The organism is Citrobacter sp. R-1.5.2 (genome assembly GCF_035064245.1).
Lineage (GTDB): Bacteria > Pseudomonadota > Gammaproteobacteria > Enterobacterales > Enterobacteriaceae > Citrobacter.
This window is the reverse complement of record NZ_JASEYC010000003.1, coordinates 358,546-371,868: the sequence shown is the minus strand read 5'-3', so window position 1 is coordinate 371,868 and position 13,323 is coordinate 358,546. Positions and strand designations below refer to the sequence as shown.

Genomic DNA, 13,323 nt, shown 5'->3' with positions numbered 1-13,323 from the left:
TGCACGTAGTAAATAAAAAATCCACTTAAGAAGGTAGGTGTTACATGTCCGAGCTTAATGAAAAGTTAGCCACAGCCTGGGAAGGTTTTACCAAAGGTGATTGGCAGAATGAAGTAAACGTCCGTGACTTCATTCAGAAAAACTACACTCCGTATGAGGGTGACGAGTCCTTCCTGGCTGGCGCAACTGAAGCGACCACTGCACTGTGGGACAGCGTAATGGAAGGCGTTAAACAGGAAAACCGCACTCACGCGCCTGTTGACTTTGACACCTCCGTTGCTTCTACCATCACTTCTCACGACGCTGGCTACATCAACAAAGCGCTCGAGAAAATTGTTGGTCTGCAGACTGAAGCTCCGCTGAAACGTGCGATTATCCCGTTTGGCGGTATCAAAATGGTTGAAGGTTCCTGCAAAGCGTACAATCGCGAACTGGACCCGATGCTGAAAAAAATCTTCACCGAATACCGTAAAACCCACAACCAGGGTGTATTCGATGTTTATACCAAAGACATTCTGAACTGCCGTAAATCCGGTGTTCTGACTGGTCTGCCAGATGCGTATGGCCGTGGTCGTATCATCGGTGACTACCGTCGCGTTGCGCTGTACGGTATCGACTACCTGATGAAAGACAAATACGCTCAGTTCGTCTCTCTGCAATCAGACCTGGAAAATGGCGTAAACCTGGAAGCGACTATCCGTCTGCGTGAAGAAATCGCTGAACAGCACCGCGCTCTGGGTCAGATCAAAGAAATGGCGGCTAAATATGGCTGCGATATCTCTGGTCCGGCTACCAACGCTCAGGAAGCTATCCAGTGGACTTACTTCGGCTACCTGGCCGCTGTTAAATCTCAGAACGGTGCAGCAATGTCCTTCGGTCGCGTATCCACCTTCCTGGATGCTTACATCGAACGTGATATCAAAGCTGGCAAAATCACCGAGCAAGACGCTCAGGAAATGATTGACCACCTGGTCATGAAACTGCGTATGGTTCGTTTCCTGCGTACGCCTGAATATGATGAACTGTTCTCCGGTGACCCGATTTGGGCAACTGAATCTATCGGTGGTATGGGCGTTGACGGCCGTACTCTGGTTACCAAAAACAGCTTCCGCTTCCTGAACACCCTGTACACCATGGGTCCTTCTCCGGAGCCGAACATCACTGTTCTGTGGTCTGAAAAACTGCCTCTGAACTTCAAGAAATTCGCCGCTAAAGTGTCCATCGACACCTCTTCTCTGCAGTACGAGAACGATGACCTGATGCGTCCGGACTTCAACAACGACGACTACGCTATCGCTTGCTGCGTAAGCCCAATGGTTGTTGGTAAACAAATGCAGTTCTTCGGTGCGCGTGCAAACCTGGCGAAAACCATGCTGTACGCAATCAACGGCGGCGTTGATGAAAAACTGAAAATGCAGGTTGGTCCTAAATCTGAACCGATCAAAGGCGACGTTCTGAACTTCGACGAAGTTATGGACCGCATGGATCACTTCATGGACTGGCTGGCTAAACAGTACGTCACTGCACTGAACGTTATCCACTACATGCACGACAAGTACAGCTACGAAGCCTCTCTGATGGCGCTGCACGACCGTGACGTTATCCGCACCATGGCGTGTGGTATCGCTGGTCTGTCCGTTGCTGCTGACTCCCTGTCTGCAATCAAATATGCGAAAGTTAAACCGATTCGTGACGAAGACGGCCTGGCTGTTGACTTCGAAATCGAAGGCGAATACCCGCAGTTCGGTAACAACGACTCTCGCGTAGATGACATGGCGGTTGACCTGGTAGAACGTTTCATGAAGAAAATTCAGAAACTGACTACTTACCGTAACGCTATCCCGACTCAGTCTGTTCTGACCATCACTTCTAACGTTGTGTATGGTAAGAAAACGGGTAACACCCCAGATGGTCGTCGTGCTGGCGCGCCGTTCGGACCGGGTGCTAACCCAATGCACGGCCGTGACCAGAAAGGTGCTGTTGCCTCTCTGACCTCCGTTGCTAAACTGCCGTTTGCTTACGCGAAAGATGGTATCTCTTACACCTTCTCTATCGTTCCGAACGCACTGGGTAAAGACGACGAAGTTCGTAAGACCAACCTGGCTGGTCTGATGGATGGTTACTTCCACCATGAAGCGTCCATCGAAGGTGGTCAGCACCTGAACGTGAACGTCATGAACCGTGAAATGCTGCTGGATGCGATGGAACATCCGGAAAAATATCCGCAGCTGACCATCCGTGTTTCTGGCTACGCAGTACGTTTTAACTCCCTGACTAAAGAACAGCAGCAGGACGTTATTACTCGTACCTTCACTCAGACCATGTAATTGGTTTTGACTGAAATCGTACTTTAAAAAGCGTACAATAAAGGCTCCACGTAAGTGGGGCCTTTTTAATAGCCTGCTTTGTCAGCCATCTATACTTATGGATAGCAGCCAAAACAGACTCGACACAGTTAATAACTGTGCACTAACACTGGCCCCGGATGGGCCACACCTGGAGAAACACCGCAATGTCAGTTATTGGTCGCATTCACTCCTTTGAATCCTGTGGCACTGTTGATGGCCCAGGCATCCGCTTTATTACCTTCTTCCAGGGCTGCCTGATGCGCTGCCTGTACTGCCACAACCGTGACACATGGGATACGCACGGCGGTAAAGAAGTCACCGTCGATGAATTAATGAAAGAAGTCGTGACCTATCGTCACTTTATGAACGCATCCGGTGGTGGCGTAACAGCATCCGGCGGAGAGGCTATTCTGCAAGCTGAATTCGTCCGTGACTGGTTCCGTGCCTGTAAGAAAGAAGGTATTCATACCTGTCTTGATACTAACGGTTTTGTCCGCCGCTACGACCCGGTGATTGATGAGTTGCTGGAAGTGACCGATCTGGTGATGCTCGATCTGAAACAGATGAACGACGAGATCCACCAGAACCTGGTCGGCGTGTCTAACCATCGCACACTGGAGTTTGCCCGTTACCTGTCCAACAAAGATATCAAAGTGTGGATCCGCTATGTTGTCGTACCTGGCTGGTCCGATGATGATGATTCAGCGCACCGTTTGGGCGAATTTACCCGTGATATGGGCAATGTCGAAAAAATCGAACTGCTGCCATACCACGAGTTGGGTAAACACAAATGGGTGGCGATGGGTGAAGAATACAAACTGGATGGCGTGAAGCCGCCGAAAAAAGAGACCATGGAGCGCGTCAAGGGCATCCTTGAGCAGTATGGTCACAAAGTGATGTACTAAGTCTTGTGGTGGGTAACAGACCTGTTACCCACCACATTTCCCCTTAACGCCCTCTTCTTGCCAGCAGCGGGAAAATCAATCCCAGTCCAACCAACACAAACGGCGTCACAATGTTCAGCGTGAGTTGGAACGTCCACTCTGGAGTAAAGGCTTCCATTTTCGGAAAGATCCCCGTAAGGCAGGCAAACGCAGTAAACGCAAAACACCAAATTCCCACCGTCATCGCCAGAGAGCGGTTACGGATGAAGACATATTCCGGTTTATATTTCTGCGCCAAACGAATAACGGCAATAAATGCCACAAACACCCACAGATAGCGCAGAGGCATCACTACTGAATTCAGATTCAGCAACCATTTATACAAATTGTTCATGTCACCGATACCCAGCGTTGGCAACATAATCAAAATGGCCACCAGCACCAGCGTCAGAATATAGCCATTCACCGGTGTACCAGAGGCATTGGTTTTACACAGGCTTTCAGGAATATATTTGCGATCGGCATCGCCCAGTAAAACTTTAAGCGGCGCATCAATAGAAAACACCAAAGCCGCAATTTGACCTAACGTGTTGGCAACTGCATAAATAACCATCAATGTGTTACCCATGCCGTAATACTCCCCGAGCTTCTGGAAAGCGTAATACTGGCCATTAGTCATTAAGTCATCAGGAATATGCTGAGAGTCAAACATCATCCACATTGCCAGAGACCCCAGGATCGCACACACCGCCACCATAACCGCCAGAACTAACATCCCTTTCGGGAACTCTTTGCCAGGGTTACGCGTCTGGTTAACGTATGGAGAGATTTTCTCCGCGCCTCCGACTGCAAAGACCAGCATCGAGATTGTTGTGATATAGGTAAAATCGATATGCGGGATAAAAGATTCCCAGGTGATATTGGTTGTGGCGATCTGCACATCAGTAATCGCCGGAGCAGTGACGGCCATTACGACATACAGAATGGACATCACAAACATCGCGATCCCCGCAACCGACCCAACGATTTTAAGCGATTTCATGCCACGGGATGCAACCCACATGAAAAAGACAAACAGCGCTAACGTCAGCCCCTGCAACGCCACCACGGTGTACTCTTTAATCAGAGAGCCATCGCCTTTCAGCGCCCATCCCAGAGCAATCAGAATAGCCTGTGGCTTTTGCGCCAGATAAGGGATATGCACCACCCAATAGGTCCACGCTGCGAGATAAGCCAGTCCCGGTCCCATTGTGTGTTTAATCCATGTACTCACCCCACCTTTACCGTCTTTAAACGTGGAGCCAAGTTGTCCGACAATCAGTGCATAAGGGATAAAATAGAGGGCGAAAATAAATATCCATGAAGAGACAACCACTAATCCCTGATTAGCATAGTTGTTTACAACATTGCCGAATCCCCATACGGTAATAAAAGACATCAATGCGATGTTGTACCACCGCAATTGTTTTTCCTGCACACTTGCCATTGGCGATCCTTCGTAGACGCTATTTTTGATAATCAATAAATGAAGCGAGGGATTATGCGCGGTAAAATGGACAAGCGGAAACGGCAGAATGTAAAACTATAATCTTCTGCACATTTTATTTTCAGGAAAGAATAGCGATAATCAAATAAAACAGATTCCCATAAAGTATACATAAACAGCATGTATGGGAACCTGTTTTTATCCTGTTAAATCAGCTCAGATATGCGCCACAGAATTCGGGGTATGCCCTGTCTTACGCAGCAGCATCAGTAAATAAATAAACGATACGCTGGCAATCATGATAAACAGTAAACTGTCAGAATAATTTTGCATCAGCATTGCGGTAAATGACGGCCCAAGCAGGCTACCCACGGTATAGCTTAATAATAATGCCTGGTTCATAGCGACCAACTGATGATGTTCTACTTTCTCGCAGGCCCAGGCCATCGCAACCGGATAAAGAGTGAAACCTGCCGCGCCCAGCATAAACAATGCAGGTGCCATCGCCGCCTGATTTAGCATAGCGATACTCCCGACGATCACCACAAAGACCTGGACGCGCAAAACCAGCAGACGACCTAACTTATCGGCCAAACGACCAATTGGCCATTGTCCCAGAATACCTGCACTGACCAGTACCGCCATCCAGAAACCAATGCTGGCATTGCTGACCCCCTGATGGTTGAGATACAGCGGCATCAGGCCATACAACGACCCCAGTACAATCCCGGAGATAATGCAGCCATTCACACCCAGACGGGCCTGGCGAAGCTTCAGCATAGAGACAATGGGGGTGGACTGTTGTTCATCACCCTGCTGGTTCACAATGCGGGTAAAGAGCAGCGGTAATACTCCGGCCAGGATCGTGCCGGTCACCCACGGCAGAACATTCATTAATTCTGTCGAGACTTTACTGACCAATAATTGTCCTAAAAACGTTCCCACGTAATAGACCATCATATAGGCGGCAAGTAAGCGTCCACGGTTACGCGACGTCCCGCTGCACATCAACGCACTTTCCACTACCACCCAGATCATGGCACAACCGATGCCCGCAATAAAACGCCAGGTCATCCAGCTCCAAAAACCTACCATGATGCCCAGTCCGACACAGCCCGCGGCAAAAATAAGCGAAGCGATGTAATAGCTGCGGTTAAAACCGAGGTGTTTAATTAAGTACCCGGTCAGTAACGTCCCAACCAGATTTCCGGTGAAATAAGACGAACTAACCACTCCTACCTGCCAGGTTGGCAGATTTTCATGGGCGAGCCAAAGCGGAACGAGCGTGTTTAACACGGCGATCGCCAGGGTCAGCAGAAGCAGCCCGCACAGCAATAGCATGACGGGACGGGTATAGGTGGACATGAATAAAAACCGTGAGGAAGTTCAAATTTCATGCGCATCATGCCACTGCAAAAAACATTGTCAATCGGCGCAATCAGGGACCTGAGGCACTTTCAGAGGGATCGATTCGTATTACTGATTCTTAACGCGGATTGATAAAAAATGGGAAAATACATCTATTTGTTTTAATTGATCTAAAACAAAATTGCCCCGTTGCGTTCAGTCGAAAAAATTCATGGATAATCGGCATCTTTTATTTGCAAGATGACCTTATTAACACCTTATCCGACCTACACGTTCAGTACTGTAATGTGTAGGCCGGACAAGCGCGATGCCATTCGGCATTTTCAGGTTAGCTGGCGACCGCCATGCCGACGGTCATATGCAGACCATAGAACACGCCGCGGCCAATCAACTCACCGACTAACAGCAGAATAAACGCGACGGAAAGCAGCGGTATTGCCGGCTGGTAGCCTTTCACCTGCGGAATAATCCAGCAGCACAACGCTAAAGCCAGTGCCACAATCCGCCATGTCATCAGCGAACCGTAATCGGGCACCAGCGCAGATGCCTGCTGAATAGAACTGTGGATTGTCGCCAGTTCGGCCCCCTGCATCACGGACATGATGCCGCTCACGACCAGCGCAAGCACTGAAATAGCAGGCAGCAGTCGCATCGCCCAGCCGTCAATTCCGGCAACCCGTAACAGCAGATATCCCAGCAGCGGACCTCCCATGAACAACGTCAGGAAGAATCCAATCGGCGTCCAGACACTATACCAGGTAGGCACCGTATCAATAGTGTTATATACGCGCACCATCATCCAGACAAAAACTACGCCCAGCACCATGGTGAGAACTAACCACAGATTGCGTAATGCTGGCGGCATTTTTTTCAACACCGCCAGTAGCCAGCCAAGACCACCAACGGCAAAGAAGATCGAGCCGCTGGCGATTTCGTTACTCAGCGCGGAAGAGCCGACACGGTTGAGGGAGTTAAACGCCCGCATCGGTGAGCCCAGGTGAAGCATGGAAGCAATAAAACCGATGCCCATCAATACCCACAGGCCAAACATGCAGGCAATTACACGCTGCTGTGAATCAGGGCGTAAGTCCCCTTTCATCAGCGCCAGCGCCAGAACGATAAAGCCACCAACCACACACTGCCCGAAAACAGTGAAGATCATCAGCGGCCATTCATGCCATCCACTTCCCATCTTACACCTCCTTCGGATTCGCCAGATAACCCGTGGTATCCCCGGTCGGGCGGCTATTGGCATTTGGTTTGATGACGATGCTCGGTTTGGTAAAGTGCGCGCCAGGGAGCGGCGCAACCGCGGCCAGGGTGCCGTGTTTTTTACGCAGTTCCTCTATCGGGCCGAAGTCCAGCGCACGCAGCGGGCAGGATTCGACACAGATGGGTTTCTTACCCTCAGCAACGCGTTCATGACAGCCATCGCACTTGGTCATGTGTCCTTTGGCGGCATTGTATTGCGGTGCGCCATACGGGCAGGCCATGTGGCAATAGCGACAGCCAATGCACACGTCTTCATCCACGACCACAAAACCATCTTCACGTTTGTGCATCGCGCCGCTTGGACACACCTTGGTACAGGCCGGGTCTTCACAGTGGTTACACGCAATCGAGAGGTAATAGGCGAAAACGTTCTGGTGCCAGACACCGTTATCTTCCTGCCAGTCACCGCCGGCGTATTCGTAAATACGGCGGAAACTGACGTCCGGCGTTAAATTTTTGAAGTCTTTGCAGGCCAGTTCGCAGGTTTTGCAACCGGTGCAACGGCTGGAATCAATAAAAAATCCATACTGGGTTGTCATCGGTTACTCCTTACACCTTTTCAACCTGAACAAGGTTCGTATGTGATGGATTCCCCTTAGCGAGAGGAGAAGGCCGCTGGGTCGTCAGCACGTTAATACAACCGCCCTGATCAACACGCTTCACATCCGGGTCATACCAGGCGCCCTCACCCAGTGCAACAACGCCAGGCATCATACGCGGGGTAACTTTAGCCTCGATATGCACTTCACCACGGTCGTTAAAGATACGTACCTTGTCACCGTTGTTAATACCGCGTCGTTGTGCATCCATCGGGTTAATCCACATTTCCTGGCGACAGGACGCTTTCAGAACGTCAACGTTGCCATAGGTCGAGTGGACGCGAGATTTATAGTGGAAGCCCGTTAATTGCAGAGGGAATTTTTCCACCAGTGGATCGTTTAAGCTTTCAAAGCCCGGTGTATAAATCGGTAATGGATCGATCACATCGCCTTCCGGCAGTTCCCAGGTTGCGGCAATTTCTGCCAGCGCTTGAGAATAAATTTCAATCTTGCCTGACGGCGTGGTAAGCGGATTGGCTTTGGGGTCCTCTCGAAACGCTTTATACGCCACGTGATGTCCTTCAGGATCACGCTGCTTAAAGATGCCCTGCTTACGGAACTCTTCAAATGTCGGCAGTTCCGGTATAGCCTTGCGCGACTGTTCATACAAATGACGCATCCACTCTTCCTGAGTACGGCCTTCCGTAAACTGTTGCTCGACGCCGAGGCGTTTCGCCAGCTCGCTGGTCATTTGGTAGATAGTCTTGCATTCAAAGCGTGGCTTGATTGCCTGATCGGTGAAAATCACGTAGGACATATTCCCGCAAGATGCATCCAGCGCGAAGTCCATCTGCTCAGAGGCCGTGCAGTCCGGCAGCAGAATATCGGCATATTTCGCCGAGGAGGTCATATGGCAGTCGATAACGACGATCATTTCGCACTTCTTATCATCCTGCAGGATTTCATGCGTACGGTTGATATCAGAGTGCTGGTTAATCAGGCAGTTACCGGCATAGTTCCAGATCATCTTAATCGGAACGTCGAGCTTATCCTTACCACGAACACCGTCGCGCAGCGCCGTCATTTCCGGACCACGCTCAATCGCATCCGTCCACATAAACATTGAGATGCTGGTTTCAACGGGGTTTTCCAGCGTTGGCATACGCTCAAACGGCAAATCGTATGATCCCTCACGTGCACCGCTATTGCCGCCGTTAATACCGACGTTGCCGGTCAGAATGGCCAACATAGAAATGGCACGGGTCGCAATCTCGCCGTTGGCGTGGCGCTGCGGTCCCCAGCCCTGGCTAATGTAGGCGGGTTTCGCGCTACCAATTTCACGCGCCAACTTAACAATTCGTTCAGCAGGAATACCGGTTATCTGCGCAGCCCATTCCGGGGTCTTCGCGATACCGTCTTTACCCTGACCAAGAATATACGCTTTATAGTGACCGTTCTTCGGCGCTCCCGCCGGGAGGGTTTTTTCGTCATAGCCCACGCAGTACTTATCGAGGAACGGTTGATCAACCATATTCTCGCTGATCAGCACATAGGCAATACCGTTAACCAGCGCTGCATCTGTACCCGGTCGAATGGGGATCCATTCATCTTCGCGTCCCGCACCGGTATCCGTGTAGCGGGGATCGATTATGATCATGCGGGCATTAGATTTCTGCCGCGCCTGTTCAAGGTAATAGGTCACCCCACCACCGCTCATACGCGTTTCGCCAGGGTTATTACCAAACAAGACAACGAGCTTACTGTTTTCAATGTCAGACGGGCTGTTACCGTCTGCCCATCCGCCATAGGTATAGTTCAGTCCTGCCGCGATTTGCGCAGAAGAATAATCCCCATAGTGGTTCAGGTAACCGCCGCAACAGTTCATTAAACGTGCTACCAGCGTTTTACCCGGCGGCCATGAGCGCGTCATCGTACCGCCCAGCGTACCGGTCCCATAGTTAAGATAGATAGACTCGTTACCGTAGTCTTTAATCAAACGCTGCATATTGCTGGCGATGATATCGTAGGCTTCATCCCAACTGATGCGCTCAAATTTACCTTCACCACGTTTGCCGACACGCTTCATTGGGTATTTCAGACGATCGGGATTATAAACACGACGACGCATGGACCGACCACGCAGGCAGGCACGAACCTGATGCAAGCCGTCATAGTTATCATCGCCCGTGTTGTCGGTCTCGACATATTTGATTTCACCGTCTACGACATGCATACGCAGCGGACAACGGCTACCGCAGTTTACCGTACACGCACTCCAGATCACTTTCTCATTGACGGGTGACGGGTTAATGGCATCTGCAGCGTTTGCAATACGGGTAAATGGCAGGGTAAACGCGCTACTGGCCACTGCCAGCCCGCCTATCGCCGTCGTTTTTACCAAACTGCGACGACTCACCTCAGCTGCCAGCACGGCATCGGGGATCTTAGTTTTCATAGTGGCTCACTCTGCTGCTCACAATAAACAAAAAGGGAATGTTCGTTGTATAGTCGTTTATATATCGATACTATCGTTATACAGACCGTTATATAGCGAATTTATGCAAAGACAGAGATAAATACTGACTTTCATTCGAAGGCAGTATTACCACTAATGGAGTAAGGGTTATTGTCCGGCATCAAACGGGCGTAAAAAAAGCGCCCTGAGGCGCTTTTTTAGCAAGGAAAAATGACTTAGCCGATGAATTCCAGGCCATTCATGTACGGACGTAATACTTCCGGTACCTGAATACGGCCATCAGCTTGCTGGTAGTTTTCCATAACGGCGACCAGCGTACGTCCCACTGCCAGACCAGAACCGTTCAGCGTATGCACTAAACGTGTTTTCTTGTCAGATTTGCTACGGCAACGCGCCTGCATGCGGCGAGCCTGGAAATCCCACACGTTGGAGCAGGAGGATATTTCACGATAGGTATTCTGTGCCGGGATCCACACTTCCAGATCGTAGGTTTTGCATGCGCCGAAGCCCATGTCACCAGTACACAGGATGATCTTACGGTACGGCAGGCCCAGCAGCTGAAGTACTTTTTCAGCATGACCGGTCATCTCTTCCAGCGCGTCCATAGAATCTTCAGGACGAACAATCTGCACCATCTCAACTTTGTCGAACTGGTGCATACGGATCAGACCGCGGGTATCACGACCATAAGAACCGGCCTCAGAACGGAAGCATGGCGTATGCGCAGTCATTTTGATTGGCAACGCGTCTTCGTCAATGATTTCATCGCGTACCAGGTTGGTCAGCGGAACTTCTGCCGTCGGGATCAGCGCATAGTTGCTGCTGTCGGCTTCTTCATCCAGCGGACGCGTATGGAACAGATCACCAGCAAATTTCGGCAACTGACCGGTACCGTACAGCGTGTCATGGTTGACCAGATACGGAACGTAGTTTTCACTGTAGCCATGTTGTTCAGTATGCAGATCCAGCATGAACTGAGACAGCGCACGGTGCATACGCGCAATCTGCCCTTTCATGACAACAAAACGAGAGCCGGTCAGTTTAACCGCAGCGGCGAAATCAAGACCTGTGTGCATTTCACCCAGCGTCACGTGATCGCGCACGTCGAAATCGAATTCACGTGGGGTACCCCAGCGACTCACTTCAACGTTGTCATTCTCATCTTTACCTACCGGAACGTCGTCCGCCGGCAGGTTAGGAATGGTCAGCGCAATGTCGCGGATCTCGGCCTGTAAGGTATCAAGTTCAGCTTTCGCGGCATCCAGCTCTTCGCCCAGTTTGTTCACTTCCAGACGTAAAGACTCGATATCTTCCCCGCGCGCTTTTGCCTGGCCGATGGATTTCGATCGAGAGTTACGCTCTGCCTGCAGGTTTTCAGTTTGTACCTGCAGAACTTTACGACGCTCTTCAAGAGCGCGCAGCTTATCTACATCCAGCTTAAAGCCCCGGCTTGCCAGTTTTTCTGCGACTGCGTCTGGCTCATTACGCAGCAGATTGGGATCGAGCATGCTTATCCTGTGCTTATCGAATTAAAATAGGAGAAAGTGACCACAGCCTGCGGTCACAGGGATACATCGACAACATTACCGCAACGATAACACTAACGGTAGCGTTTTATAGGGCTATTTTGATCCTGTCCGGCGAGCCAGGCGAGCTTTTCGCCAATCTTGCCTTCAAGACCTCTGTTTGTCGGGTGATAATAGCGCGTTTGTGCCATTTCCTGCGGGAAGTATTCTTCTCCAGCAGCGTAGGCATTTGGCTCATCATGGGCGTAGCGATATTCCTGGCCATACCCCATCTCTTTCATGAGCTTCGTCGGCGCGTTGCGCAAGTGCACCGGTACGTCGTAATCTGGGCGTTCACGGGCATCTGCCAGAGCGGCTTTAAAGGCGGTGTATACCGCATTACTTTTCGGCGCGCAGGCCAGATAGACAATCGCCTGAGCAATAGCGCGTTCACCTTCCGCAGGACCTACGCGGGTAAAACAATCCCATGCAGAAATTGCCACCTGCATAGCGCGAGGGTCGGCATTTCCCACATCTTCAGAGGCAATTGCCAAACAGCGACGGGCAACGTAGAGCGGGTCACCGCCTGCACTAATGATGCGCGCATACCAGTAAAGAGCTGCATCCGGTGCACTACCGCGAACCGACTTATGCAATGCTGAGATCAGGTCGTAAAAACGATCGCCTTTATTATCGAAACGCGCGCTACGTTCACCGGCAATCTCAGTGAGCAATTCTGGTTTCAATACGCGCTTGCCAGAATCATCAACTTCGGCCATGTCGGCCATCATTTCCAGCGTATTTAGCGCCCGCCGCGCATCACCGTTTACCAGTTCAGCAATCGCCCGACGCGTTTCGTTCGGCAAAACGATATCCTGGCCGCCATAACCTCGCGCTTTATCTGACATCGCCTGATCCAGCACCTGCTCGATATCTTCAGTGGTCAATGATTTCAGTAAATAAACGCGTGCGCGCGACAGCAGTGCCGAGTTCAGCTCAAACGAGGGATTTTCGGTGGTCGCCCCAATAAACGTAATCGTGCCGTCTTCAATATGCGGAAGAAAAGCGTCCTGCTGGCTTTTATTAAAGCGGTGAACTTCGTCCACGAACAGTATTGTGCGTCGGCCAGCATTACGGTTCTGACGCGCACGTTCAATCGCTTCGCGAATTTCCTTCACACCCGAGGTGACGGCTGAAATACGTTCAACATCAGCGTTCGCATAACGGGCAATGACTTCGGCAAGCGTGGTCTTTCCCGTTCCTGGCGGCCCCCATAAAATCATGGAATGCAGGTGTCCGGCCTCGATGGCGCGCGGCAAGGGCTTACCCGCAGCCAGCAGATGTTGCTGGCCGATATACTGCGCTAAATTTTCTGGCCGCATACGCGCGGCCAGGGGTTGAAAGGTATTATCAGAAAAATCGAGCGACAGGTTGCCCACTCACGC

At 50.8% G+C, this 13,323-nt stretch carries 9 protein-coding genes; 2 read left to right on the top strand and 7 right to left on the bottom strand.

Annotated elements, in window-relative coordinates; all coding sequences use genetic code 11:
- Positions 1-44 precede the first annotated feature (44 nt).
- Complete coding sequence (gene pflB / locus QMN38_RS08685) at positions 45-2,327, top strand: formate C-acetyltransferase (protein ID WP_137382814.1); 2,283 nt, start codon at positions 45-47, stop codon at positions 2,325-2,327.
- 185 nt (positions 2,328-2,512) lie between these two features.
- Positions 2,513-3,253 carry a pyruvate formate lyase 1-activating protein gene (gene pflA / locus QMN38_RS08680; RefSeq protein WP_003035751.1) on the top strand — a complete coding sequence of 247 codons (741 nt, stop codon included), beginning with the start codon at positions 2,513-2,515 and terminating at the stop codon, positions 3,251-3,253.
- A 43-nt stretch (positions 3,254-3,296) separates the two neighbouring features.
- Here the strand turns inward: pflA and QMN38_RS08675 are convergent, their stop codons facing one another.
- The 7 genes from QMN38_RS08675 to rarA form a co-directional block, all read right to left on the bottom strand.
- Positions 3,297-4,718 carry an amino acid permease gene (locus tag QMN38_RS08675; protein ID WP_323604847.1) on the bottom strand — a complete coding sequence of 474 codons (1,422 nt, stop codon included), beginning with the start codon at positions 4,716-4,718 and terminating at the stop codon, positions 3,297-3,299.
- A gap of 216 nt (positions 4,719-4,934) precedes the next feature.
- Positions 4,935-6,083 (bottom strand): MFS transporter, encoded by a 1,149-nt coding sequence (locus QMN38_RS08670; protein ID WP_271440644.1) that lies wholly within the window; start codon positions 6,081-6,083, stop codon positions 4,935-4,937.
- Between the two features lie 331 nt (positions 6,084-6,414).
- Positions 6,415-7,278 carry a dimethyl sulfoxide reductase anchor subunit family protein gene (locus QMN38_RS08665; protein ID WP_323604846.1) on the bottom strand — a complete coding sequence of 288 codons (864 nt, stop codon included), beginning with the start codon at positions 7,276-7,278 and terminating at the stop codon, positions 6,415-6,417.
- A 1-nt stretch (position 7,279) separates the two neighbouring features.
- Positions 7,280-7,897 (bottom strand): DMSO/selenate family reductase complex B subunit, encoded by a 618-nt coding sequence (locus QMN38_RS08660; RefSeq protein ID WP_005123570.1) that lies wholly within the window; start codon positions 7,895-7,897, stop codon positions 7,280-7,282.
- Positions 7,898-7,907: 10 nt separating this feature from the next.
- Complete coding sequence (dmsA, locus tag QMN38_RS08655) at positions 7,908-10,352, bottom strand: dimethylsulfoxide reductase subunit A (RefSeq protein ID WP_202039029.1); 2,445 nt, start codon at positions 10,350-10,352, stop codon at positions 7,908-7,910.
- A 236-nt stretch (positions 10,353-10,588) separates the two neighbouring features.
- Positions 10,589-11,881 (bottom strand): serine--tRNA ligase, encoded by a 1,293-nt coding sequence (gene serS, locus QMN38_RS08650; RefSeq protein ID WP_271440642.1) that lies wholly within the window; start codon positions 11,879-11,881, stop codon positions 10,589-10,591.
- 92 nt (positions 11,882-11,973) lie between these two features.
- Entirely contained in the window at positions 11,974-13,317 is a 1,344-nt protein-coding gene (gene rarA / locus QMN38_RS08645) for a replication-associated recombination protein RarA (protein WP_271440641.1), read from the bottom strand.
- Positions 13,318-13,323: the final 6 nt, after the last annotated feature.

What these genes read in the sequence shown, in the direction of transcription:
- pflB (WP_137382814.1), top strand. Translation starts at nt 45, where the DNA reads ATGTCCGAGCTTAATGAAAAGTTAGCCACAGCCTGGGAAGGTTTTACC.
- pflA (WP_003035751.1), top strand. Translation starts at nt 2,513, where the DNA reads ATGTCAGTTATTGGTCGCATTCACTCCTTTGAATCCTGTGGCACTGTT.
- QMN38_RS08660 (WP_005123570.1), bottom strand. Translation starts at nt 7,897, where the DNA reads ATGACAACCCAGTATGGATTTTTTATTGATTCCAGCCGTTGCACCGGT.
- QMN38_RS08670 (WP_271440644.1), bottom strand. Translation starts at nt 6,083, where the DNA reads ATGTCCACCTATACCCGTCCCGTCATGCTATTGCTGTGCGGGCTGCTT.
- QMN38_RS08675 (WP_323604847.1), bottom strand. Translation starts at nt 4,718, where the DNA reads ATGGCAAGTGTGCAGGAAAAACAATTGCGGTGGTACAACATCGCATTG.
- QMN38_RS08665 (WP_323604846.1), bottom strand. Translation starts at nt 7,278, where the DNA reads ATGGGAAGTGGATGGCATGAATGGCCGCTGATGATCTTCACTGTTTTC.
- dmsA (WP_202039029.1), bottom strand. Translation starts at nt 10,352, where the DNA reads ATGAAAACTAAGATCCCCGATGCCGTGCTGGCAGCTGAGGTGAGTCGT.
- serS (WP_271440642.1), bottom strand. Translation starts at nt 11,881, where the DNA reads ATGCTCGATCCCAATCTGCTGCGTAATGAGCCAGACGCAGTCGCAGAA.